Origin of the sequence: Paraperibacillus marinus, from assembly GCF_046237605.1 — a bacterium.
Taxonomy (GTDB): domain Bacteria; phylum Bacillota; class Bacilli; order Bacillales; family DSM-1321; genus Paraperibacillus; species Paraperibacillus marinus.
Map to the genome: position 1 here is coordinate 3,041,453 of NZ_CP143542.1, position 23,325 is coordinate 3,064,777.

At 45.1% G+C, this 23,325-nt stretch carries 23 protein-coding genes; 7 read left to right on the top strand and 16 right to left on the bottom strand.

Translation table 11 applies throughout. From position 1 onward, the window contains the following. Positions 1-75: 75 nt before the first annotated feature. A complete protein-coding gene (locus tag V1498_RS15315) occupies positions 76-591 on the top strand; it encodes a YkyB family protein (protein WP_409294550.1) in 516 nt (171 codons plus the stop codon). 202 nt (positions 592-793) lie between these two features. On the opposite strand, the gene V1498_RS15320 is transcribed toward V1498_RS15315, so the two are convergent. The 3 genes from V1498_RS15320 to corA all read right to left on the bottom strand — a co-directional run bounded on the left by V1498_RS15320 (position 794) and on the right by corA (position 3,438). Continuing rightward, the gene (locus V1498_RS15320; RefSeq protein ID WP_409294551.1) at positions 794-1,345 is read right to left on the bottom strand and encodes an HD domain-containing protein; all 552 of its coding nucleotides are present in this window, start codon (positions 1,343-1,345) and stop codon (positions 794-796) included. A 16-nt stretch (positions 1,346-1,361) separates the two neighbouring features. Beyond that, positions 1,362-2,267 carry a chemotaxis protein gene (locus tag V1498_RS15325; protein WP_409294552.1) on the bottom strand — a complete coding sequence of 302 codons (906 nt, stop codon included), beginning with the start codon at positions 2,265-2,267 and terminating at the stop codon, positions 1,362-1,364. Positions 2,268-2,436: 169 nt separating this feature from the next. Next, the gene (gene corA / locus V1498_RS15330; RefSeq protein WP_409294553.1) at positions 2,437-3,438 is read right to left on the bottom strand and encodes a magnesium/cobalt transporter CorA; all 1,002 of its coding nucleotides are present in this window, start codon (positions 3,436-3,438) and stop codon (positions 2,437-2,439) included. 95 nt (positions 3,439-3,533) lie between these two features. Between corA and V1498_RS15335 the strand changes: the two genes are divergently transcribed. After that, entirely contained in the window at positions 3,534-4,676 is a 1,143-nt protein-coding gene (locus V1498_RS15335) for an aminotransferase A (RefSeq protein WP_409294554.1), read from the top strand. 49 nt (positions 4,677-4,725) lie between these two features. Here V1498_RS15335 and V1498_RS15340 read toward each other — a convergent pair whose 3' ends face one another. From V1498_RS15340 to V1498_RS15365, 6 genes are all read right to left on the bottom strand, one after another. Continuing rightward, complete coding sequence (locus V1498_RS15340; RefSeq protein ID WP_409294555.1) at positions 4,726-5,598, bottom strand: NAD(P)-dependent oxidoreductase; 873 nt, start codon at positions 5,596-5,598, stop codon at positions 4,726-4,728. Positions 5,599-5,618: 20 nt separating this feature from the next. Continuing rightward, the gene (locus V1498_RS15345; RefSeq protein WP_409294556.1) at positions 5,619-6,404 is read right to left on the bottom strand and encodes an SDR family oxidoreductase; all 786 of its coding nucleotides are present in this window, start codon (positions 6,402-6,404) and stop codon (positions 5,619-5,621) included. Positions 6,405-6,579: 175 nt separating this feature from the next. Beyond that, positions 6,580-8,142 (bottom strand): glycine betaine ABC transporter substrate-binding protein, encoded by a 1,563-nt coding sequence (locus V1498_RS15350; RefSeq protein ID WP_409294557.1) that lies wholly within the window; start codon positions 8,140-8,142, stop codon positions 6,580-6,582. After that, positions 8,132-9,271, bottom strand: a complete 1,140-nt coding sequence (locus V1498_RS15355) for an ABC transporter ATP-binding protein (RefSeq protein ID WP_409294558.1) — start codon at positions 9,269-9,271, stop codon at positions 8,132-8,134. The genes V1498_RS15350 and V1498_RS15355 overlap by 11 nt, the downstream gene beginning before the upstream one ends. A 796-nt stretch (positions 9,272-10,067) precedes the next feature. After that, the gene (gene ptsP / locus V1498_RS15360; RefSeq protein ID WP_409294559.1) at positions 10,068-11,786 is read right to left on the bottom strand and encodes a phosphoenolpyruvate--protein phosphotransferase; all 1,719 of its coding nucleotides are present in this window, start codon (positions 11,784-11,786) and stop codon (positions 10,068-10,070) included. Next, complete coding sequence (locus tag V1498_RS15365) at positions 11,786-12,052, bottom strand: phosphocarrier protein HPr (RefSeq protein ID WP_204543768.1); 267 nt, start codon at positions 12,050-12,052, stop codon at positions 11,786-11,788. The genes ptsP and V1498_RS15365 overlap by 1 nt, the downstream gene beginning before the upstream one ends. Positions 12,053-12,600: 548 nt before the next feature. Between V1498_RS15365 and V1498_RS15370 the strand changes: the two genes are divergently transcribed. Then, complete coding sequence (locus tag V1498_RS15370) at positions 12,601-12,948, top strand: PilZ domain-containing protein (RefSeq protein ID WP_409294560.1); 348 nt, start codon at positions 12,601-12,603, stop codon at positions 12,946-12,948. 46 nt (positions 12,949-12,994) lie between these two features. Here the strand turns inward: V1498_RS15370 and V1498_RS15375 are convergent, their stop codons facing one another. Then, positions 12,995-13,732: an SDR family NAD(P)-dependent oxidoreductase gene (locus tag V1498_RS15375; RefSeq protein WP_409294561.1), complete on the bottom strand. Its 738-nt coding sequence runs from the start codon at positions 13,730-13,732 to the stop codon at positions 12,995-12,997. A 198-nt stretch (positions 13,733-13,930) separates the two neighbouring features. Here V1498_RS15375 and V1498_RS15380 point away from each other — a divergent pair, with 198 nt between their 5' ends. Further along, complete coding sequence (locus tag V1498_RS15380; protein ID WP_409294562.1) at positions 13,931-14,410, top strand: sigma factor; 480 nt, start codon at positions 13,931-13,933, stop codon at positions 14,408-14,410. 241 nt (positions 14,411-14,651) lie between these two features. Here V1498_RS15380 and V1498_RS15385 read toward each other — a convergent pair whose 3' ends face one another. Further along, positions 14,652-14,846, bottom strand: a complete 195-nt coding sequence (locus tag V1498_RS15385; protein WP_409294563.1) for a hypothetical protein — start codon at positions 14,844-14,846, stop codon at positions 14,652-14,654. Between the two features lie 260 nt (positions 14,847-15,106). Between V1498_RS15385 and V1498_RS15390 the strand changes: the two genes are divergently transcribed. Together V1498_RS15390 and V1498_RS15395 are read left to right on the top strand one after the other, a co-directional pair. After that, positions 15,107-15,298: a YkvS family protein gene (locus V1498_RS15390; RefSeq protein ID WP_409294564.1), complete on the top strand. Its 192-nt coding sequence runs from the start codon at positions 15,107-15,109 to the stop codon at positions 15,296-15,298. A gap of 388 nt (positions 15,299-15,686) precedes the next feature. Beyond that, the gene (locus V1498_RS15395) at positions 15,687-16,433 is read left to right on the top strand and encodes a hypothetical protein (protein WP_409294565.1); all 747 of its coding nucleotides are present in this window, start codon (positions 15,687-15,689) and stop codon (positions 16,431-16,433) included. A 19-nt stretch (positions 16,434-16,452) separates the two neighbouring features. Here the strand turns inward: V1498_RS15395 and V1498_RS15400 are convergent, their stop codons facing one another. Continuing rightward, positions 16,453-17,508 carry a hypothetical protein gene (locus V1498_RS15400; RefSeq protein WP_409294566.1) on the bottom strand — a complete coding sequence of 352 codons (1,056 nt, stop codon included), beginning with the start codon at positions 17,506-17,508 and terminating at the stop codon, positions 16,453-16,455. A 224-nt stretch (positions 17,509-17,732) separates the two neighbouring features. Here V1498_RS15400 and V1498_RS15405 point away from each other — a divergent pair, with 224 nt between their 5' ends. Beyond that, positions 17,733-19,316, top strand: a complete 1,584-nt coding sequence (locus tag V1498_RS15405; RefSeq protein ID WP_409294567.1) for an ATP-binding protein — start codon at positions 17,733-17,735, stop codon at positions 19,314-19,316. 203 nt (positions 19,317-19,519) lie between these two features. Here V1498_RS15405 and V1498_RS15410 read toward each other — a convergent pair whose 3' ends face one another. From V1498_RS15410 to V1498_RS15425, 4 genes are read right to left on the bottom strand one after another with little or no spacing between them, the layout of a single operon-like run. Continuing rightward, positions 19,520-20,713 carry a M20 family metallopeptidase gene (locus V1498_RS15410; protein ID WP_409294568.1) on the bottom strand — a complete coding sequence of 398 codons (1,194 nt, stop codon included), beginning with the start codon at positions 20,711-20,713 and terminating at the stop codon, positions 19,520-19,522. An 18-nt stretch (positions 20,714-20,731) separates the two neighbouring features. Next, positions 20,732-21,556 carry a MetQ/NlpA family ABC transporter substrate-binding protein gene (locus V1498_RS15415; RefSeq protein WP_409294569.1) on the bottom strand — a complete coding sequence of 275 codons (825 nt, stop codon included), beginning with the start codon at positions 21,554-21,556 and terminating at the stop codon, positions 20,732-20,734. Between the two features lie 4 nt (positions 21,557-21,560). Further along, complete coding sequence (locus tag V1498_RS15420) at positions 21,561-22,223, bottom strand: methionine ABC transporter permease (RefSeq protein ID WP_409294570.1); 663 nt, start codon at positions 22,221-22,223, stop codon at positions 21,561-21,563. Continuing rightward, the gene (locus V1498_RS15425) at positions 22,213-23,244 is read right to left on the bottom strand and encodes a methionine ABC transporter ATP-binding protein (protein WP_409294571.1); all 1,032 of its coding nucleotides are present in this window, start codon (positions 23,242-23,244) and stop codon (positions 22,213-22,215) included. The genes V1498_RS15420 and V1498_RS15425 overlap by 11 nt, the downstream gene beginning before the upstream one ends. Positions 23,245-23,325: the final 81 nt, after the last annotated feature.

Genomic DNA, 23,325 nt, shown 5'->3' on the forward strand with positions numbered 1-23,325 from the left:
AAAGTTTATCTCTTTTCTCTATAAGAAAATGTTATAATAAATGTCAAAAAATATTGGAACTGAAAGGAGATTTATATGAGCCAGCCCAATCAGGGCAAGCCGGGCACCTCGGTTTCCGTCCAAACCTTAGCCCAGGCCATCTTTGTCGTAAACAAGCATGCCAAGACAGCGTTGAAGCCCCAAAACCTTTACCATCTCAAACAAAAAGCGTTAGATCAGCTGATGCAGGAAGGAAAAGCCAAGAAAGTGGGTCTCCACTTTTCTGATAATCCCCGGTTCTCAAGACAGCAGTCGGATGTAATTGTAGAATGCGGAGATTATATTTTCCATCTGCCTCCAACCAGGGAGGATAAAACATCCCTTCCCCATTTAGGAAGCCGCCTTTCCGGTAAAAGAAATCCAAAGGCCCATTTGTCACTGTCTAAAGCCAGGAACATCCTCCAGGATTATTTAGGTATCAAGCATGCCCAGAATCAGCCGGAGAAAAAAAACAGCCGGACCCCAAGAAGGGTTCCTCAGCCAAAGACACCAGACTGCTTCTCTTCCTCTTTCCTTGGCGGAGATATCTCTTTTCCCAAACCAAAAAGATAAAGGAGCCCTTTGCAAAGGGCTCCTTTATTTTTTCTGGGGAAAAGAGGCGGAGCTGCATGTATCAAAAAGCTTCCTGCAGCTTGGTGTGACCATCATTTATCTTGCTGGCATTCCTGCCTGCGCTTTATTCCGCTCCAGCCGCATTGTGTTTGTTCCTGCTCTTGTCCAGGTTCCTTTCCAGGCATGGACTGCGGGTGAAAACTCATGTTAGTTTTATGCGTTCGGCTAGTTTCCTTAATTCATGGAAGTACCCGGGAACCTCCTCTTGAGATGTATGATCCAGTATCGCACGTGAAACATTTGAATAGTACCAATACTGTTTTTCTCTGCCTCTTTTGAAGTGGGACCACACATCATCCCCATATTCCTCATAATTACTAATGATACTTTTTAGGTTATCAAGCTTATCAGCAGCCACCAGCGCCTTCAGCTCCATGCCGGCGTCTCTCACACTTTGTATAGTATGCATTTTTCTTTCTTCCCAGATGAGGTGCTTTTCCTCTGTATTGCCGGCAACGAGCCTGGCAACTTCCGGTCCAAATTCCAGCTGGATTTCCTGAATGGTAACTGAAGTGTCCTCTACCACATCATGGAGCAGTCCTGCAGCCACTACTTCATCTGCAAAATGGGCGTTTTTTAGTATCTCCGCAACATTCAAGGGATGCTCAATATAAGGTGTGCCCCTTATTTTCCTGATTTGCCCCTGATGTGCTGATCTTGCAAACCGCTCTGCTTTCGCAATTAAATGATTCATGGGATCCATCCTGTCTTTAGCGGATCAGCTCATCCATATATTCGATCAGCCTGCCTATTTCCGGCTTGCTCACCTGTGCGTCGGCACCGACCATCTTGCCTTTATGGCGGAGATCTTCTGTAATTAAAGAAGAAAAGATAATGACAGGAAGCTTATTGAAGGCTTCACTCGTCTTGATCCTTCTCGTCAGATGGAGACCATCCATTTTCGGCATTTCGATATCAGTGATGAGCAAATCGACTTCATCTTCAATTTTTTTGCCATCATTCTCCAGGGCTTCTAAATAAGCCAGTGTATCACTGCCGTTTTCAAAGAATTTCACCTGCTGGATACCGGCCTCAAGAAGGGTCCCTTCTATCAGCTTTCTTAATAGTGCGGAATCCTCAGCAACTATGATTTTTTTATCTGATCTGTCCCGGGCCTCAACATGCTTCAGCCTGCCTGCATGAATTCCGGAATCCGGATTGATGTCGACTATCATCTTTTCAAAGTCCAGAAGCATCAGCATATGGCCTTCAAGGTTTACCATGCCCACTATCTGGCTTTCAAGACCCTGCATAAGTCCAGTCGGTTTCTCGATAGACTCCCATGACAGCCGGTGAATCTGAGTAACAGAATGTACATGGAACACCGTCTTCTGCATATTGAATTCTGCCACGATAAATTTATCATCATGGGGCGTCTGTGATGGCGGCAGCCCGAGGGCAACCGCTACATCAATAATGGGCAGGACTTCTCCCCTGAGCTCGATGACCCCTTCAACATTCTGGTGGGAACGGGGAATCGGCGTTACAGAAACAGGTTTTATGATCTCCTTGACTTTAATGACATTAATGCCGAATTTAATAGCTCCAATTCCAAATTCAACTACTTCTATCTCGTTTGTGCCGCTCTCCAGTAATATACCTTTATTTGAATCCATATGTTCAGCCTCCATGCCTGCCGGTCAGCTGCTGCTTCCCGGTACTTTTCTCTATATATTATTTCGGCTGGAAAGCTGAATTCTTTAGTAGGCCCACTGCCTGAAGCATTAAAATGTCGATAAATATAAATAAGAGCTTTAAAGAAAGAATTCTGTATGAATACTGATTTCACCGATCCCGGCCCGGCCTGCCGTTATTTTTTATGATGAGCTTTTGCGTCCTTGTTATCCAGCCCCTTTTGTAGAAAAACAAGAACATGGAAATAGAGATGATAATCATAAGCGCCATAATCAGGGGAAATCCATACTTCCAATGAAGCTCGGGCATATAATCGAAGTTCATGCCATAAATGCCGACAATAAAGGTAAGCGGCATAAAGATCGTGGTAATCACAGTCAGCGTCATCATGATTGTATTCATATTGTAGGAATTCATGGAAATATAACTGTCCCTGATATCAGAGGAATATTCCCGAAAGGACTCCATCATTTCAACCAGCTTGAGCAAGTGGTCATATATATCATGAAAATACAGCTTCTGGTCAGGCACTTGGTTCAATCTTTCAGAATTTGTAATCCGGTATAATAAATCCCTCATAGGGATGAGCGTTTTTCTGATCTTGTTAAGGTCGCCTCTGATATCAAACAATTCTTCCATCAAGTCAGTGGCAGAGTTCCTTCCCGGATTATCATCAAGATCATTTAAGCTGTCCTCAATTTTGAAGAGAATAGGGAAAAATTGATCAACAATACTATCAATGACCCAATGAATGATGGAATAGGGTCCGCGCAGGTTTGCCTGAGAATCGGAGAAGGAATCCCACATCCGCTCCAGCTCCGGCAATGCTTTTTTATGATAGGTAACTGCATGCCGGGCACCCATGAATAAATCCACTTCCTCCGCTTCCAGTGTTACATAATCAAGCGCGTGCACTACCAGGAACTGATAATCACCATAAAAGTCAATTTTTGGCCGCTGAAGAAAATCATCAAAGCAATCTTCCACCGCAAGCGGATGGAATCCAAAAAATGAACCCAGCATCTCCGTTTCATCCCGCGTCGGACTGCAAAAATCAGTCCAGCACCATTTGATATCCCCTCGCTTCGTATCTTCAAGGGACAGATTGGTCAAAACCTGTCCGCTTTCTGTAATAGCCGCTGTTCTGATCAAAAAAATCTCCTTTCCGGGGGACAGTCCCCCATTTCCCGATTATTTCCCGATGCTCTTTATCGTGGTAAAATGATAAGGAGATTAGGAGGAGCGATATGGAAAATTACTTGAATAAGCGTGTTACACAAATTGAACTTTCAGGCATACGCAAATTTTTTAATATGGTTTCGGAATTTGACGATGTGATATCCCTTACGATTGGACAGCCAGATTTTAAAACTCCGCTTCATATCAAGGAAGCGGCCAAGCAGGCCATAGATGAGGACTTCACTGTCTATACACATAATGCCGGTTTCCTCGGGCTTAGGAAAGCTGCAGCCAATTTTGTGAAGGAAAAATACCGCCTTACATATGAAGCAGTCTCGGAAGTCATCGTCACTGCAGGCGCGAGTGAAGCCATCGATATCTCGCTTAGGACCATCCTGTCAGAAGGCGACGAAGCCATCCTGCCGGGTCCGGTGTATCCAGGATACGAACCGATTGTCAGACTTTGCGGAGGTGTACCGGTACACGCTGACATTACCGGGAACTCCTTCAAGATGACGGCAGATATTATAGCAGCCTATATCACTGAAAAAACAAAATGCATCATTCTTCCTTACCCTTCCAATCCGACCGGCGTTTCTCTCAGTGCGGAAGAATTGCAGGAGATAGCGGCCCTGGTGCAAGATAAGGGCATTTTTATCATCGCGGACGAAATTTATAGCGAGCTTTCTTATGAAGGGCATGCTTCCATTGCGGAATTCCTGCCAGCCCAGACCATTTTGATCAATGGACTTTCCAAATCACACTCCATGACAGGCTGGCGGATTGGATTCATTTTCGCCCCTGGCGTGATAGCTGAACATATACTGAAAGTGCATCAATATAATGTGAGCTGTGCCTCATCCATTTCACAAAAAGCAGCCTACGCCGCCCTTACTGCCGGTTTTGATGACGCAGCCCCGATGAGGGCTGAGTACAGAACAAGAAGGGATTATGTTTATTCCCGGCTCAAGGAAATGAACCTGGATGTGGTCATGCCTGATGGAGCTTTTTACTTCTTTATTAAGCTTCCCCAAAAATATCGTTCATCGGAAGAATTTGCCCTTGATCTATTAAAAAGCAAGAGGGTGGCGCTTGTCCCCGGGAGTGCCTTCTCTCCGCTCGGAGAAGGTTATGTGCGATTATCCTACGCTTATTCCCTGGACACATTGGAAAGAGCCCTGGACAGGCTTGCATCTTTCCTGGGCACGTGACAAAGAAACGCTTGGACCCATTTCGGTTCAAGCGTTTTTTGCCGGCGCCTTACAACTTCCAATATTTATACAGTGCCTGTGTACCGCTTTCCGCTTCCCCTGCTGAAGCCAGTTCTTCGTATAAGGACCTTGCAAGCTTAAGTCCCGGCAGCGCAATGTCCATGCGTTCGGATTCCTCCAGGGCAATTTTCATATCCTTAATAAAATGTTTTATATAGAAGCCCGGCTCAAAGTCGCCGCTGATCATGCGCGGTGCCAGATTGGACAGCGACCAGCTTCCCGCAGCACCGAAGGAAATGCTCTTCAGGACATTCTCGGGATTCAGGCCGGCTTTTTGCGCATAAACCACAGCCTCGCAGACTCCGATCATATTTGAAGCAATGGCAATCTGATTGCTCATTTTCGTGTGCTGTCCGGCTCCAGCTTTACCCTGGTACTGCACATTGGAGCCCATTTTTGCCAGTATCGGCTCCACCGCCCGGAAATCCTCCTCATCACCGCCTGCCATGATGGTCAAACTGGCATTCTGTGCGCCTATGTCACCTCCAGAAACTGGAGCATCTATGGAACGCAGGCCCCGCTTTTTTGCTTCTTCATAAATCCTTACAGCCAGTTCAGGCTTAGATGTGGTCATGTCGATCAGGAGGGTGCCTTTTTCGGCATGTGCAACAATGCCTTCCTGTCCAAGATATATTTCTTCGACATCATGTGGATATCCGACAATTGAAATGATTACATTGGAAGTCTCTGCTATCCTCCGGGGAGAATCAGCCCAGGCTGCACCGGCAGCAAGAAGCCTTTCCGCCTTTGACTTTGTCCTCGTATATACGCTGACCGGCAGGCCGCTCTCCAGTAAATGCCCTGCCATGCTTTCGCCCATTACTCCTATGCCGATAAAGCCAATAGAATATTTTAGTGACATATTATCTTTTCCCTTCTTCATCACAGTGATTTAACCATGCCGCCATCCACAAGGAATGTACTGCCGGTCATATATGAATTGGCGTCAGACAGCAAAAAGGCTGCTACCCTCGCGAATTCAGCAGGTTCACCATACCTTCCGAGTGGAATCTGCCCTTTCATTCGATCCTCTACTTCCTCTACCGCAACTCCTGCTTTATCTGCATTCACTTCATCAAGATGCCTGACCCGGTCTGTTGCAATTCTGCCGGGCGCAAGGGTATTGATCAGAATATGATGCGGTGCAAGTTCAGCCGCAAGCGTCTTAGACAAGCCGGTAATGGCAGTCCTGAATGTATTGGATAAGATCAGTCCCGGAATGGGTTCTTTGACCGAGGATGAAGCGATATTAACAATCCTTCCCCCATTTTCCTTTAGATAAGGAAGAGCCGCGCGGATGAGGCGGATATAGCTTAAAAGGTTCAGCTCAAAAGATGTCTGCCATTCTTCATCTGTTATGTCTTCAAAGGCTCCTGCCGGAGGGCCGCCTGCATTGTTGACCAATATATCAATGCCGCCGTATGTATCGATTGTTTTTGCAATGATGTGCTGGATGTCCTCCCCTTTTGTCAGATCACCTGCTATATAACTGGCCTTTCCTGCCTGTAAGGCTTCCAATTGGCTGCAGACTTCTTTCAGCTTGTCCTCATGGCGGCTCGTGATGACCACGTTAGCTCCCTCTTTAACCAATTCCTCAGCTATGGCACGGCCAAGTCCCTGGCTGGAAGCCGCCACAACCGCAGTCCTGTCCTTTAAGTTCAATTCCATTAATCCTTCCTCCCTTTTTCTAATTATTCTTTCATTTTACCGTGAACTGCCCGCGGAGTGCCACCTTTTGGACTACTGGAAGCAAGGAGCTTTATTTCGGCATGTCCAGGCTGACAGAAAAGATGTTCCGCCCATTAAAAGAGCAGCCTGCTTAAAAGCATGCTGCTCCTGCAATTTAATCTATGAGCCCTTTCTTTTTCAGGAAGGCCTTTGCCACATCCTCCGGGTCTTTTTTATCAAGGTCCACCTGTGCATTCATCTCAGCCATTTCTTCATCTGAGATTTTGCCAGCCAGCCCATTGACCGCATCCTCGAGTTCAGGGAATTTTTTGAGCGTTTCTTCCCTGACTACCGGGGCTGCATAATACGGCGGGAAAAACTTTTTGTCATCCTTCAGCGTCTTCAAATTGAAACGGACCAGTCTGCCGTCTGTTGTAAAGGCAGGAATGGCGTCCACCTTGCCCTCGTTCAGAGCGGAATACATCAGGTTGGCATCAAGGCTTCGCTTTTCCTTGAACTGCAGATTGTATGTTTCTGTAAATGCTGTATACCCATCCTCACGCTCGTAAAATTCGGTCGGTGCACCAAATCGCACATCGTCGGATTTTGGCGCAAGCTCCGAGATGGTCTTGACACCCGCTTTTTTGAATGATGCCTGATTGAAGGCCAGGGCATACGTATTTTCAAACCCTAAAGGCTTAAGCCATTTCAGATCATATTTATCTTGATACCCTTCATTCACCTTCTTATAGATATCATCTGCACTGTCTTCAGGATTGTATTTCTCCTTCAATATCGTCAGCAGGCCGGTGCCTGTGTATTCTACATACAGATCGATATCGCCTTTACGGAGCGCCTGAGTCAAAATCGGTGTTTCCCCAAGGCCTTCCTTTATCTGCACCTTATAATCGGTCTTATCCTTCACATATTCAGAAACGATATACGGGAGGATATATTGTTCAGTCCACTTCTTTCCTGCTATGACGACAGTATCGTTTGAACTTCCTCCCCTAAATGAGAAGAACAGCAGGATGGCTGCAGCCGGCACAAGGATGACGGCTGTTTTCTTCCAATTAAAAGTGCCTCTTTTTCCTCTTTTCGGATCTACAGCTAATTCAACCCGCTTTAAAATCAAGTCGATGGCCACTGCAAGGATAGCGGCCGGTATGGCTCCCGCGAGTACCAATTCATTTCTGGCCGTTGAAAGTCCCCGGTATATCAAATCCCCGAGACCGCCGGCTCCAATAAATGCGGCAAGGGTGGCCACCCCGATCGTTAGCACTGATGCCGTCCTGAGTCCGGCCATTATGATTGGCATCGCAAGGGGCAGTTCAATCATCCTCAGGATTTGATTCTGTGTCATCCCCATGCCTTTTCCAGCCTCTACAGCTGATTGGTCGACACTTGTCAATCCGGTATATGTATTCCTCAATAACGGAAGGAGGGCATAAACGGTTAATGCAATGATGGCTGTGATGTTCCCGATGCCGAACAGAGGCAGCAGGAAACCGAATAATGCCAGACTCGGTATCGTTTGGAAGACAGAAACGACCCCGATGATCGGTTCGGCGACACGCTTTCGCCTTGATATAAAGATTCCTAGCGGTATGGCAATGATAGCAGCTACCGCAATTGACACAATCGACAGGAATAAATGCTGCTGAAGTCCAAGCAATATATCCGGCCAGCGGGATGACATCGTATCCCAAAGAGCCATCAGGAAATTGCTATTCTCCATGTTTCACACCTCCCCCGGCTGCAGTCTGCAGGCCGGCAAGGCCCCGCATCATGGATGCCCTCGTTATTAGTCCGGCGAGCCTTTCGCCTGATGATACCGGAACAAACACAGCACCTTCAGTGAACATCAGGGCAATTTCTGTATATGGCGTTTCAACATCCGCCTGATAGAATTCCTGCTTCATGATATCCCCAAGCGTTTTTTCTTCATGGTGATATTCCCGTTCTACATCTTCCAGTGCTGCTATCCCGAGCAGCCTTTTATCCTCATCCGTTACCAGGAGGCTGTCTACTCTGTAGGTTTTCATCAATTTCAAGGCCTCGGCAAGGCCGCGCCCAGGTTTTGCGGTAATGATTTTTTCAATCATCAAATCTTTTGCAGACGGATTTTCGTTTTTCGCACTAAGACGGTCTTCACCAATGAAGCCTCTGACAAAGTCATTCTTTGGATGGCGGAGTATCCGTTCCGGGGAATCAAATTGAACGATTTCCCCTTCATTCATGATCGCAATGCGGTCCGCAATTTTTATTGCTTCATCCATATCATGGGTTACAAATACGATCGTTTTCTTGATTCTTTGCTGAAGCTGGACTAATTCATCCTGAAGCTGCTCACGGCTAATTGGGTCGAGTGCACTGAATGGTTCATCCATCAGAATGACGGGAGGCTCGGCCGCGAGAGCGCGGATCACACCCACCCTCTGCTGCTGACCGCCGCTCAGGTCAGCCGGGAACCTGTTCTTGAAGGTTTCCGGATCCAGGCCAACCAGTTCAAGAAGTTCATCGACCTTTTTTTCATACCGCTCCTTATCCCAGCCTTTCAGCCGTGGGACCAGGGTTATATTATCTTTGATCGTCATATGCGGCAGCAATCCAATCTGCTGGATTACATAGCCAATATTCCTCCGAAGCTGGACAGGATCGCTTTTTGAGACATCCTCCCCGTTTATGTATATCTCCCCGGATGTCGGCTCTGTCAGCCGGTTTATCATCCTCATGGTTGTCGTTTTGCCGCACCCGCTCGGTCCGATCAGCGCAACAAATTCCCCTTCCCCTATTTCAAAGGTGATATCTTTTAAAGCCATAAAGCCATCGGGATATTTTTTCCCGACATGATTAAATTTGATCAAGGGCCTTCCCTCTCTTCACAGTAGTATTTTTTTCTAAACGATGCCTTAGCAGCCGAAAAGAAACTTGAAAGGTTATAAATGTAGGATTTGCATTATACATCGCTTATATGTTCGATTTTGGGGGTCGAGCAATCAATGCGGGGGAAATGCAGGAATAACCTATCAACCATTATTTACACGTTGAGTCCGAAAATAATATTAATATAGTAAATTTTAATTACCCTGCTCGAACCAAGTTAAAACTTTTTTTGCAGAAAAAAAGACAGCCGGTTTTTTATACGGCTGTCTAAAGGGGGGAAATGAGAATGTTAGCTGCATAACTAGGTCACATTCATTTGCTGCTAATCTTACTATACCCGTCCCAGATTCTCTTAAACACATTTTATAAAAAAATGGTAAATACGGTGTTGCTTGTCAGCAGGCAGCATTATTCATATTCGCTATCAATTAAAGACTATTTCCAGATCAAATTTTCGATTACTTTAAAAGGATTTTCTGTCGAAAAGGGGTGGAGCTGCATGGATTATGAGGCTTTCCTGCAGCTATGTATGAACATTATTTATCCTGCTGACATACCTATTGTGCCTTACTCCACCGCCTTTTTATGTTTGTTCCTGCTCTTGTCCAGGTTCCTTTCCATGCATGGGCTGTAATTAAAAAACTCATGTTTGTTTTATGTCGCGTTCATCTATTTTATGCAAGGTACAGCATGTCCAGAAAGCACAAGAAAACAGCCAATAATAAAAAACTGCAGGCAAGCCGGTTTTCACCGGTTCTGCCTGCAGTTTATCCGAGATTATTTAGTTAAAGCTGTTTCCACAGCATGTACAACTTCTTGTGCTGTGCTCATGCCAAGTGCCTGCTCTGCCAGCTGCTGCATCTCCGGCTGGGAAAGGCGCTTGATCAATGAGCGGGCCCGAAGGATGGATGTGGCGCTCATGGAGAACTCATCAAGCCCAAGTCCCAATAGAAGCGGAATAGCCGTTTCATCGCCAGCCATCTCTCCGCACATGCCGGCCCATTTGCCCTCTTTATGGGCTGCGTCGATGACCATTTTGACTAAGCGCAGGATAGCCGGGTTGTATGGCTGGTAAAGGTAAGATACCCTTTCATTCATACGATCCGCAGCCATCGTATACTGAATCAGGTCATTCGTCCCGATGCTGAAGAAATCAACTTCTTTGGCAAATGTGTCTGCCATGACGGCAGTTGATGGAATTTCCACCATGATTCCTGTCTCAATATGATCTGCTGTCTGGATCCCTTCGCCTGCAAGCGCCTGCTTTTCTTCTTCAAGAATGGCTTTGGCCGCCCTGAATTCATCAAGCGTTGCAATCATCGGGAACATGATCTTCAGGTTTCCGTAAGTGCTTGCCCTTAGCAGCGCACGAAGCTGCGTACGGAATATCCCCTGTTCTTCCAGGCATAGACGGATCGCCCTGAAGCCAAGGAATGGGTTCATCTCCTTAGGGAGATCCAGGTATGGCAGTTCCTTGTCTCCGCCGATGTCCAGGGTGCGGACTACAACCGGCTTGCCTTCCATACCTTCAAGGACCGCCTTGTAAGCTTCGAATTGCTCGTCTTCTGTCGGCAGCTGGTCACGGCCCATGTAAAGGAATTCGGTTCGGTAAAGACCGATTCCCTCTCCGCCGTTTGCCTTGACGCCTTCCAGGTCCTTAGGTGTCCCGATGTTGGCAGCAAGCTCAACATGCCGGCCATCAGCAGAAACCGTCTGTTCATTTACAAGCTTTGCCCATTCTGCCTTTTGTGCTTCAAAGGCTTCATGCTCGCTCTTATATTTTTCAATCAATTCAGGTGTAGGATTCACATGAACTTCACCATTCAAGCCATCCACAATGACCAAATCGCCATTTTGGATCTGCTCGACAGCTTCTTTTGTTCCCACCACAGCAGGAATTTCCATGGAACGGGCCATAATGGCTGAATGAGATGTACGGCCGCCGATATTGGTAGTAAAACCTTTTACATATGTACGGTTCAACTGTGCTGTATCAGAAGGCGTCAAATCTTCAGCAACGATGATCACTTCCTCGGAGATCATGCTTGGGTTAGGAATTTGAACTTTTAAGAGATGTGCAAGTACCCGCTTGGTAACATCACGGATATCAGCAGCACGCTCTTTCATGTATTCGTTGTCCATCTGCTCAAACATCATGACGAACATATCCGCTGTTTCCTTAAGGGCAAACTCTGCATTGACATGTTCGTTTTCAATTTTGTCTTCGATGGGTGCAATCAATTCTGGATCGCTCAGAACAAGAAGGTGGGCATCGAATATTGCTGCTTTGTCCGCACCCAGTTCTCTCTCGGCATTATCACGGATGGCTTGTAATTCCTTCTTTGAGACGCTGACTGCATCCTGGAAGCGGGATTTTTCTTCAACTGTTTCTGAAACGGTCTGTTTCTGCACCGTTAAATCGGGCTCAATCAGGCGATATGCCTTGGCAATCGCAATACCGCTTGAAGCCGCTATCCCTTTTAACATGCTTGCCATTATTCAGCTAAGCCTTCTCTTTTTAGCGTTTCTTCAAGAGTGTTAAGCGCATCCTGCTCATCGCTGCCTTCAGCCGTGATCTTGATTTCTGCACCTTGGCCAATTCCAAGTGACATTACGCCCATGATTGATTTCAAGTTTACTTTTCTTCCTTTATATTCAAGGTTGATTTCTGAATCAAACTTTCCTGCTGCCTGTACCAACAATGTTGCCGGACGTGCATGGATACCTGTATCCGCTGTAACTGTGAATGTTTTTTCTGCCATTTTGCTCGACTCCTTTTGGATTAAAATAGATGTGCAAACCGCCTGCAATCAATTAAGCTAATCGGCCAAAGCTTTCTCCTAAATGTTCCCCTGATACGGGATATCTATGTTTAACTCGGCTATGGTAATTACTAGCCATCGTGAGCGGTGCATATGCTATTTCTTTATAGTATTAAAGGACGAAATTTGCCCTTTTTTTAAAGAATATCACTTTGGTGATATTGTGACAATCTTAACGAACTAATTTTTAAATATGAAAATCTTAGAAAAATTTAAAATTGATACTTTAGTAAGCGTTGTCACAAGGCACGCCTATGTCAGGAGGCTTCCTGGAGCTAGGTATGGATATCATTAATCCTTCCAGGATTCCTGTCTGCGTCTTGCTCCGCTCCACGGCCTTATCGTGTTTGTTCCTGCTCTAATCCAGTTCCTTTCCAGGCATGGGCTGCGAGTAATAAAGATCATGTTTGTTTTTTAAAAATATCCTCTTGAACTATTCCCATATTTTTTGTACAACTGAGATAGACTTTATTTTATGGAGGAGCAACATGCAATATAAACGCGAAGAGCCATTCAGGTTCTCCCTGCAGACCCCGGTGCCGGGCACTTTCACAATCAGCCGGAACAGCAGCAAAAAAGGAAAGCTGGATATTGTGGATATAAGCCCGAACGGCCTTAAATTCCAGACTGATCTGGATCTGCCCGACAAAGACCTTGAGCTCACTGTTTCTTTTCAGCTTAACGAAAGCATGCTGGTCATGCACGGCACCACAGTATGGAAAAAAAGGCATTTTGGAAAATACTTATATGGCTTTGCTGCTGCCGGAACCCCTGAAACCAGGGATGGAATCAAGCAGCAGATCATTAAAGAATTAAAGATTTTCATTAAGAAATAAATAACGAACGTACGCGGCTGTCCTGTTTTATGGACATGCCATTTTTTTATTCCCCATATATCATTTTCCGGGTCATTCCTCCGTCAATGACTATATCTTCTGCAGTAATAAAGTCATTTTCCGGATGGCAAAGGAACAGGCACGCCCTTGCAATGTCAGAGGGCTTTCCCACCCGGTTTGATAAGTGCTGTTCATGATCCTTCTCACGGAGCTTGTCATAGTTATCAGTCTGTATCCAGCCCGGGCTGATAGAATTGACGGTTATGCCAAGCGGTGACAAACTGGATGCAAGCGCATGTGTCAGGGCCGTTATCCCTCCCTTTGATGAGGCATATGCTTCAGAGCCCGGCTCTGACATGGATGCCCTGGTGGAGGAAATATTCACTATTCTGCCGCCTTTCTTCATCCTTCGGGCAGCCTCCCTTGAAAGAATAAAGGCACTCCTTAAATTAATCTGGATGACATTATCCCATTCCTCAGTGGTCAGCTCAAGCAAAGGCTTAAACTCCGATACCCCCGCATTATTGATCACATAATCTACGGAATTGAATTCGTCCATGACATCTCCAAGCATCTTCAGGATATCTTCCTCTTTCCTGACATCCGTCATGATAAAACGCGCCCAGCCCCCACTATTGATAATTTCCTCTTCTGTTCCGCTGCCTCCGGGATCAATATCTGCAATGATAACATTGACACCCTCCCTTCCAAACTGGAGTGCCACTTCTTTTCCTATTCCGTTTGCCGCACCAGTCACTATGGCAGTCTTCCCTTTCATTCCCATCCATCATGCCTCCCAGCTAAAATTCGATCATTTTCAGTAAAAATGCTTGTAAAAGCCTTTTTTTATAAGAATATATATAGTAAAAAGCCGTTTTTCCCTCCAGTTTCTTATAAAATCTGGTTAGATTTCCCTTTCCTATTTCCAGTATGTTTGTTTTACCCGGGAATAAACAAAGGTATGCCTTAGTCAGGAAAACAAATGGATGGATTCAATGAAACTGCCCTGCTTTATACACCGCTCATCAATAAGGTCATAAATTCGCTGAAAATCTATAAAGAGAAGGAGGAATATTTTCAAATTGGACTTATCGCGTTATGGGAGGCAGCAGAAAAGCATTCGGCTGCTAAAGGGCCGTTTCTGCCGTTTGCCTACTCTGTTATAAAAGGCCGGATGCTTAATCAGCTGAACAAGGAGCATAGACATGAAGAAAAATATGGTACCGAGTGGAAGGAGGAAAGCAGCAGTTCATCGTCAGAAATCTATTTTAAGGATGAAAGGTTTGAGTTCCTTTGTACACACCTTACTGACAATGGAATAAAGTGGCTCGGAGGGGTATATGAAGGAAAGACTATAGAAGAAATTTCCGTACAATGGGATGTTACTAAGGATTCGGTAAAGTCCTGGAGAAAAGCTGCTTTGAAAAGATTAAGAAAGCCTGAAGTATTGAATGAAATTTAATTCAGAATACAAACATTAGTTTCTACTCGCAGCCCATGCATGGAAAGGAACCTATACAAGAGTAGAAACAAACACAATAGGGCGCAGGCAGGAATGCCAGCAAGATAAATAATGTTCATACCTAGTTGCAGGAAGCCTTATGATACATGCAGCTCCGCCCCTTTTCCACAGAAAAAAGAGGCTGTCCGCCTTTCACGGGCGGGTTTCAGCCTCCTTTTTAAATTCCGGCCTATTCATCTTTTCAGCTTCGCGGTTCTGCTAAATACTCATAGGTGACTCCGCCATGATGCCTGGCGATTCCCCGAAAATGTTTAAAATCCTCTCTTGCCACCAAGACAGCCCTGAAGCCGAGAAAATCTTCCTTTTCTATTTCTATCTTACTGATCTCCCCGTTTGAAAGCTGTGTCAGAAGGCTGTCAGCCCATTCTTTATCCATATTTACACCCCTCTGTAACGCAGATCCGCAAAAAATGTATGCCTTTTCATAAGTAATGCTTGCTTCGTCTGCTGTTTGCCATTAAAATGTTTTTTAATAGTCTAATTTATTTTCATAAAATACCAAATAATATCTACAATTCATCCACTAGTGATGTTAATAAATTAGAAATGCTCTTTTCACTTTATATGATTTGCCGCCGAATGGAAAGAGCCTGATGAAGAGTTTTTATACTACTTTTGATAAAGGTTGTGATTTGGTTGAAGAAGGCAGAAGTGGGAAATGTCATCGAATTCCGAGAAGGATTAAAGGGTGTCGTTGAAAAAGTTAACGAAAATTCAGTAATAGTCGACCTGACATATATGGATAACTATCGCGAACTTGAATTAGAACAAAAGACAGTTGTCAACCATAAAAATTATAAGATTGTCAAAGTTGCAGAAAATGCTTGATTACGGGGGCCACACTGGCCCCCTTTTTTTGAGCGGCGGAGCTGCATGTATCATGAGGCTCCCAGCAATAGAGTGTGAACATCATTTATCTTCTGGCATTCCTGCTTTGCGCCTTGCTCCGCTCCACCGCTCTATTATGTTTGTTCCTGCTATTGTCTAGTTTCTTACCATGGGCTGCGGGTAAAAAATTCACGTTTGTTATTATTGCATTCAAAGCAGGCTATGCCTAAATGCCTATATTAAATTTTTACATATTTTTTATAATAAGGAAGACAGCCGTATAAACTAAGTCGAATTTGTAACTTTATGAAATGGAATACGTCTAATAGAGCAAAGACCAGAATTATGCTTTAGGTAGCAGCCAAGCGATAACAGGGAGGAAATGAACATGATAAAGTACGGTAAAATGATAGCAGCAGCAGGTGTTCTGAGTCTGGGTTTAGCCGGGTGCGGCACTTCATCACAATCCGGGACAGAAGAGAAGCCAAAGGAAGAAAAGACGGAAGAAGCCTCTTCAAACGGCAGCGGGGCTGAAACAGAAGTGAAGGAAGAAGCGAAAAAAGAAGAAGTCAAAGAAGAGTCAAAACAAAAACAGCAGGCGAAGGAACCGGAAACAAACCAAAAGCCTGAACAGCCTTCAAAAGACAGCAGCGCGGGGAATACAATGAGGGTAATGGAGCAGAGCCTGAAATTTACTGTTAATGGAAAAACTAGCCAAAGTACAGGATTCTTAAAGAACAGCAGCAATCAAACATATTCCATGTATGTTCTGCAGGACTTCCAATTAACCGCAGAAGAGCCGAATAAGGATCTCGTTTTCCTTAAAAAAGATGACAGCATTTCCATGAGAATTGAGCTTTTGCCTGTTAATGCCAACTGGGAGGAGCAGGAAGGGATGGCCAAAGCACAGCTGATGAGTGTATCAGAAAGCATTTCATCCCCTTCGCTTCCAGGCCTTGATAGGCAAAATACCATTGCCATGGAAGCTGCCGGCGGTGACGAAGTGGTCACTGCATTATTGATTAAGGATAAAGAAACGCCCGTGAAGATCACCATGTTCACTAAAAAAGGGCAGGATTACCGTTCTCCAATGCTTGAAATGGCAAAAACCATTTCAAAGAGCACAGCTAAATAAAAGGTAAAAAACGCCTGACTCAGACAGGCGTTTTTTCATGGATTTTTCTGCCTTTCAGCCACAGAAGGAAGAGGAATACCGCGCTGATTTTTCCGAATAAGGGATACAGATAAGAAAGAAGGCTTCCATAATTAATCAAGCTGAGTGTATAGGCTGCGATGAATAATAAGATATAAATGGTAAACGAAGGAATCTTCAGCCAGTTATAAAGCTGCCGTTCAATGCCGTAAATATTCCCTATAATGCTGGTGAAAATTTCACCATACACCACCAATACATAGATCCAATAAAATTGGATGGCATATTGTTTCATAACTGCCGCTGTGGGGATTTCATACTGTAATATATCCGGGAGGCTGATTAATGACAGATGGCTGGTCAATAGTATCAGGCTTAAAAAAAGTCCGCCGAGAACAGCTCCCGCTTTGATGGTACCTTCATCTTTTATTTCATGGGCAACCGGTACAAGCACTGCCTGTGATAAAGCAAGGTTGAAGGCAGTATATAAAAATGGAGATGCTGCCGCCGCCCAATAAGACTTTATTTCCGGTATAAAATAGAAGGACTCTATTACCCGTCCCCCTTTCACTGAATAGATGCACATCAGCACACTGAATAGGATCATGATAGGAACAATGACCGTGTTGACCAGGAAAAGCCCCTTCAGGCCGCGCAGTAAAATGATCAATGCGAGTCCCATCGTCAGGATTACCCCTGCCGGTTTAGGGATGCCAAGCTGTTCCTGAAACACTGCCCCAGCCCCTGAAAACATCACCGACGTTACCCCCAGGAGCATAATAAAAAAGAGAAAGTTTAAAAAACTGCCTATTTTGCTGCCAAAAATATAAATATTAAATTCTTCATATGATTTTGCCCCTGATCTTCGGGCAAGCAGCATGAGCTTTGTACCTCCAGCCACAAATAAAAAACCGGCAGCTCCAATTCCGAGCAACCCAAGAAAACCATATCGGGTGAAGAATTCAACAATCTCCCGGCCGGTGGCGAACCCCGCACCTACTATGGTTCCAATATAGACAGCTCCAACCTGGATGGCTCCCGGCCAGCTGACCTTCATACCGATCACCCCTTCTTGTCATCTATATGAAGAAGTAACCGGTTTTAGACAAGCCATCCAGCTTTTATTTTTCTGAAAGTATAAGAAGATATCGCTTTATTAATATTAAAGTATCTAAAAAGTTAAATATTGAAATTATTGGATGATTGTGGATTGTAAATAATCATCTATTTTTGTAGAATAAAGGAAGATAATTGTAGAATGGTGGAGAAAGGCGGCGATTTATGGATAAAAATGCGTTGATGCATAAAAGAAATAAGACAATCCTTCAATTTTTATGGATTATCAATATCCTGGATTACTTATTTTATATTTTTAACGAATATGATTATAAAATTGTCTGGCCGCCCATAGGCATCATCATTACTTTGATTCTGACCCTTTTATATGCCTGCCGGATTCCGCCGCTTGCATTGATGTATTTTATTTTGTCAGGAGTGTTTGCTTACACCTTTTATTTAAATATGGTGTCTCCCCATATCATTAATTACATATTTCTTTATGCCGGGCTGATTGTGTCAGCCTTCTATCTCAGCATCCCTCTCCTGCTTATATGCGGCGCAGTGTCCCTGTTTCTCATAGCGGTTGTATACATGATCATGGGGGACGCTATTTTTGCTTCAAGGGGGCATGAGGATCTCCCTTATTTCTTACTCTTCGGCCTCTTCATTGCAGCCCTTTTGTACATCCTTCTCCGGTTCACCATTGAATTATGGAATAAAGCGCTTGAAGGTGAAAGGCGGGCAAAAGATGACCTCCGTTCAACGAAATCTTATTTTGAATCTTTATTTACCTATTCCAGGGATGCAATCTGCATACTGGATAAGAACGGAAGAATACTTGAGGGAAACATGGCTTTTACGGACTTATTTTCAAAACCGGCTGGAGAACTCCATTTAAAACGATTCACTGACTTATTCGATTATCAAGAGCCGTTTTCGTTTCCCGAGCTTGTTAAAAGGCTGAAGTCAGGCGAATCTCCCGAGGAATTGGAATTGATGCCAGCGCGGAACTCCAGCGGCCAGAAGGTGATTGCGGAGGCGGCATTTTCTCCAATTTACGGGGAGCACAATAAATTGATAGCTGTATCTGCCATCATTCGGGATTTGACAGAAAACAGGCAGATCGAAGATTATATGAAAAACTCTGAAAAACTGAAAATAACAGGTGAAATCGCCGCCGGGGTGGCACATGAGATCCGCAATCCCCTGACGGTGATCGGCGGTTTTGTCCAAATGCTTTTGGAGGAAGATTCTTCCCGTCAGCATTACTATATGATCATCCAAAAAGAAATAAGCAGGATGAATTCCATCATCAGCGAGTTTCTCATGCTTTCCAAGCCGCACGCTGCTAATATGAAAATTCATGATATAAAAGAATTGATTCAGGAGATCGTTGTCCTCTATCAGCCGGAGGCTCATTTCAAGAATGTTGATATCATTCTGGATCTTCCCCGCGAGGAGTATTTCATCCTTTGTGAAGGCAACCAGATGAAGCAAGTGTTCATTAACATTCTGAAAAACAGCTTCGAAGCCCTTACATGCGGCGGCTTCATTAAAATCAGCGTCCAAAAAGATAAACACATTCATATAGTGATTGAGGACAATGGAGACGGCATACCGGATCAGATTTTATCCCAAATAGGCAAGCCTTTCTTTACCACAAAGGAAGAAGGAACAGGCCTTGGATTAATGATTACGGAAAGAATAATTGAACAGCATAAGGGTACGTTGAAGATATCCAGCAGAGTTGAAGAAGGAACACGCCTTACAATCACCCTTCCTTCGGCACCGAATCCATCGGAATAAAATAATTCTTCCTGTAGCTGCATTTAGGTTGATATTGTTCTATTCTATCAAAGGTCTCATGAATCATGTTGAACGAATGCACAGGTGAGGAAACAAATGGGGGATTCGGTCCCCGCCTGATGGCAAGTTGCTGCAAATGAACAGAAAAAAGCTGCAGGCAGATCCGATTCACCGGGTCTGTCTGCAGCTTTTTTTCATAGACCTTACTGAGCAGCTTCAAGCTGAGCTTTCTTAACGCTCTGTAAAAGTTCCTTTTCTGTGAGCAGGCGGCAGCCGGTCAAGGCCAAAGCCTTTGCCGCAGTTATGAGTGATTTATCTCCAAGCTCTGAAGCAGCAGCTTCACGGAACTCGTCTGTGTGGGCAATCAAATCATCCGGCCCGATCTTGATATACGCATGAACAGTGGGAATAACATGACTTACATTCCCCGCATCTGTTGAACCGATTCCTTCCCTGCTGCCGCTGACGTTCTCCCCAAGCACAGCCAGTTCTTCAGTGATAGCATCATTCAGGGGTTTATTGAATATCAGGTTGTCGATTTCATTCTGATACTGCACAACCTTAAGCTCCGCTCCTGTGGCAAGGGCCGCACCCTCTGCTATTTTCCTTACTTTTTCCGTCGTTTCTTCACATCTCTTCCTTGTAGAGGCCCTGATAAAGAAACGTGCCGAGGCAAATCCCGGTATAATATTGGGAGCTTCTCCGCCATCTGTGATGATTCCGTGGATGCGCACATCCCCCGGCAGCTGTTGTCTTAGTGCATTAATTCCGTTAAACAGAAGAATGACTCCATCGAGTGCATTGATGCCCTTCTCCGGAGAAGCAGCCGCATGGGCAGGACGCCCGTAAAATTGGAAATCCAGGGGATCGACCGCAAGTGAAGGGCTTGTTGGTGCTGTCTTGCCGCTTGGGTGGATCATAAGCGCCGCATCGACTCCGGAAAAGAGCCCTGCTTTGGCAAAACTGGCTTTGGCACTTCCGTTCGGCCCCCCTTCTTCGGCAGGTGTGCCGAATACAACCACTTCTCCCCCGGTCTGATCAAGTACCTTGCTCAGGCTGATGGCGGCTGCGGTACTGGCAGTTCCGATGATATTATGCCCGCAGGCATGGCCCAGTCCAGGCAGGGCGTCATATTCAGCCAGGAAGGCCACTGTTGGCCCATCCTTTTCACTTTTCTTCCGTGCTATAAAACCTGTTTCATGACCCGCAATATCCTTTTCAATGCTGAAACCGGCCTGTTCAAGCAGGGAAATGAGCTTCCCTGAAGCAAAATATTCCTGGTTCCCGATTTCAGGATTTGCATGGATTTCATGACTGATTTTTAAATATGTTTCCCTGTTTTTATCTATTTCTTCTATTATATGCTTTCTGTTTATATCAGATGTAATGACAGACATCCATCTTCCCCTCCATTATTATAGATTTTCAATTTCTTTGACAGGGAGCTTGGTAGGAATGGTTGCTCCTTTATAGGTTTTTTTAATGAAGTCCGAAACTGATTTACTTTGATAGATTTCTACAAGGCGCTTCAATGTTTTATCATTTTTCCGGTCTGACTGGGAAGCGATAATATTGACATACGGTACAGCCGTTTTATCTTCCCTGAAGATCGGGTCTTCTTTCGGGTTTAAGCCGGCATCGACCGCAATTCCATTATTGATGATGGACGCAGCCACATCATCAAGTGCTCTTGGTGTCTGGGCTGCTGTTACAGGCGTGATTTTAATGCCATTATCCTCCGTGATGTTCTCAAGGCCCCCCTTGCCATCAAAGCCTTCCTTTAACTGGATAAGTCCTGCCTTTTGCAGCAGCAGCAAGGCGCGCCCCAGGTTTGTCACATCATTTGGAACTGCAATTTCATCTCCCTTGCCTATTTCCTTTGGACTTTTCACTTTGTTTGAAAATAAGCCCATTGGAGCAAGCACTGTTGTACCAACAGCTGAGAGATCGAGATTATGTTCCTTTTTGAATTCATTGAAGTAGGCTACCGTCTGGAAAGAGTTTGCATCGATTTCTCCTTCAGCAAGTGCCATGTTTGGCTGTACGTAATCGGAAAATTTAACAATTTCAATTTTGATGCCTTCTTTTTCTGCCTTTTTACTGATGAAATCCCATACCCTTGTGTCAGAGCCGCTGATGCCAAGCTTCACTGTTTTGGTTTCTTCTCCTGAACCTGATGAGCTGCAGCCGGCGAGGGCCGCCAGTACAACGACTAGAATGATAGAAAGTAATTTTTTCATAATGTTATCTCCTTCTGATTTTTTTAGATAATAAATTTCCCAGTGACTGCAGACCCTGAACAAATATGATAAGAAGGGCAACCGTCACCAGCATAATCTCTGTTTTAAACTGCTGATATCCGTATGTGATGGCAAGGTCTCCGAGTCCGCCGCCTCCAACTGCCCCTGCCATCGCTGAGGCACCGATCAGGCCGATGGTCGCAATGGTCAGTGCAAGGACAAGAGAGCTCAGCGCCTCGGGGATCAGAAAGCGCCAGATGATCTGCCATGGAGATGCCCCCATTGCCTGGGCGGCTTCGATAACCCCTTTATCCACTTCAAGCAGTGAATTTTCAATCAGCCTGCCGATGTATGGTGCAGCATAGACAATAAGCGGTACGACTGCCGCTGCAGTGCCGATCGAAGTACCCACAATGAATCTTGTGAACGGTATGATTGCAACCAGCAGGATAATGAATGGAACAGACCGCAGAATATTGATGATGGTATTCAGTATGGTGAAGACCACACGATTCTCAAGGATGTGCCCGGATCTTGTTACGACGAGGATCACTCCAAGCGGAATGCCGATAAGTGCCGAGAATAATAATGAAAAAGATACCATGCTGACGGTCTGTTTTGAGGCCTCAGCCAGCTGCGGCCAAAAAGCCTGCCAATCAAACGGCATGAGGAAGCACCTCCTTGATCCAGACCTGCTGCTGTTCAATATACAGCAGAACCCGGTTAATCTCCGGCTGTTCACCGGCAAAATCTACAACCAGATTGCCAAAGGGCACTCCCTGCAGCTCCGTGATCGTTCCGTGGAGGACATTAACATCCACATTGAACTTTTTGGCTATCCTTGACAGCAGCGGCTGCGTAGTTGAATCCCCCCTGAATACAATTCTATATACATGGTGGGTACTGCCGTCTTTATCCAGAAGAGATTTTATTTTTTCTGGAATTTCCACGTTCAGCACAGTCCGGACGAAATTGCGGGCAATATCTGTCTTTGGGTTGGAGAACAAATTCAAAATGGAATCCTGCTCAACGATATTTCCGTCCTCCAACACGGCCACCCGGTCACAAATATCCCTGATTACGTTCATCTCATGTGTGATCATAAGAATGGTAATTCCATAATCCTGCCGGATCCTTTTTAAGAGAGCGAGGACCGAGGCTGTCGTATCCGGGTCAAGGGCGGAGGTTGCTTCATCACACAGAAGGATGGATGGATCCGTTGCCAGTGCGCGTGCAATTCCGACCCTTTGCTTCTGCCCCCCTGAGAGCTGCTCAGGATAATGTCCGGCTTTGTCCTCAAGCCCGACAAAGGCGAGAAGCTCCTTTACCTTCTGTTCTATTTCCCGCTTTGGCCGCTTATCGAGCAGCAGCGGCATAGCCACATTACCGAAAACCGTCCTTGAGGAAAGGAGGTTAAATTGCTGAAAGATCATCCCGATTTTTTTCCTTTCCTGTCTTAGCTCCTTCGGCGAAAGCTTCTGGATATTAACACCGTCAATCTCTACAACGCCTGAGCTCGGCTTTTCAAGCAGATTCACACAGCGTATCAGCGAACTCTTTCCAGCCCCGCTGAATCCGACAACTCCGAAGATTTCTCCCTTTTCAATTTTAAGTGAGACTCCCTTCAAGGCTTCTACCTCATTCTTGCCGGAAACATAGGTCTTCCGGATATCCTCTAAAACAATCAACACGTCTCCTCCTAGCCCACTCGTATTCTAAAAACAAAAAAGCCTCTTTCTGGAGTCAGAAAGAGGCGCGTCAGCACAGCA

Bases quoted from the DNA above. Each gene is read 5' to 3' on its own strand.
- V1498_RS15315 (WP_409294550.1), top strand. From the start codon at position 76: ATGAGCCAGCCCAATCAGGGCAAGCCGGGCACCTCGGTTTCCGTCCAA.
- V1498_RS15320 (WP_409294551.1), bottom strand. From the start codon at position 1,345: ATGAATCATTTAATTGCGAAAGCAGAGCGGTTTGCAAGATCAGCACAT.
- V1498_RS15325 (WP_409294552.1), bottom strand. From the start codon at position 2,267: ATGGATTCAAATAAAGGTATATTACTGGAGAGCGGCACAAACGAGATA.
- V1498_RS15335 (WP_409294554.1), top strand. From the start codon at position 3,534: ATGGAAAATTACTTGAATAAGCGTGTTACACAAATTGAACTTTCAGGC.
- V1498_RS15340 (WP_409294555.1), bottom strand. From the start codon at position 5,598: ATGTCACTAAAATATTCTATTGGCTTTATCGGCATAGGAGTAATGGGC.
- V1498_RS15345 (WP_409294556.1), bottom strand. From the start codon at position 6,404: ATGGAATTGAACTTAAAGGACAGGACTGCGGTTGTGGCGGCTTCCAGC.
- V1498_RS15350 (WP_409294557.1), bottom strand. From the start codon at position 8,142: ATGGAGAATAGCAATTTCCTGATGGCTCTTTGGGATACGATGTCATCC.
- ptsP (WP_409294559.1), bottom strand. From the start codon at position 11,786: ATGGCAAGCATGTTAAAAGGGATAGCGGCTTCAAGCGGTATTGCGATT.
- V1498_RS15365 (WP_204543768.1), bottom strand. From the start codon at position 12,052: ATGGCAGAAAAAACATTCACAGTTACAGCGGATACAGGTATCCATGCA.
- V1498_RS15370 (WP_409294560.1), top strand. From the start codon at position 12,601: ATGCAATATAAACGCGAAGAGCCATTCAGGTTCTCCCTGCAGACCCCG.
- V1498_RS15375 (WP_409294561.1), bottom strand. From the start codon at position 13,732: ATGGGAATGAAAGGGAAGACTGCCATAGTGACTGGTGCGGCAAACGGA.
- V1498_RS15380 (WP_409294562.1), top strand. From the start codon at position 13,931: ATGGATGGATTCAATGAAACTGCCCTGCTTTATACACCGCTCATCAAT.
- V1498_RS15385 (WP_409294563.1), bottom strand. From the start codon at position 14,846: ATGGATAAAGAATGGGCTGACAGCCTTCTGACACAGCTTTCAAACGGG.
- V1498_RS15395 (WP_409294565.1), top strand. From the start codon at position 15,687: ATGATAAAGTACGGTAAAATGATAGCAGCAGCAGGTGTTCTGAGTCTG.
- V1498_RS15400 (WP_409294566.1), bottom strand. From the start codon at position 17,508: ATGAAGGTCAGCTGGCCGGGAGCCATCCAGGTTGGAGCTGTCTATATT.
- V1498_RS15405 (WP_409294567.1), top strand. From the start codon at position 17,733: ATGGATAAAAATGCGTTGATGCATAAAAGAAATAAGACAATCCTTCAA.
- V1498_RS15410 (WP_409294568.1), bottom strand. From the start codon at position 20,713: ATGTCTGTCATTACATCTGATATAAACAGAAAGCATATAATAGAAGAA.
- V1498_RS15415 (WP_409294569.1), bottom strand. From the start codon at position 21,556: ATGAAAAAATTACTTTCTATCATTCTAGTCGTTGTACTGGCGGCCCTC.
- V1498_RS15420 (WP_409294570.1), bottom strand. From the start codon at position 22,223: ATGCCGTTTGATTGGCAGGCTTTTTGGCCGCAGCTGGCTGAGGCCTCA.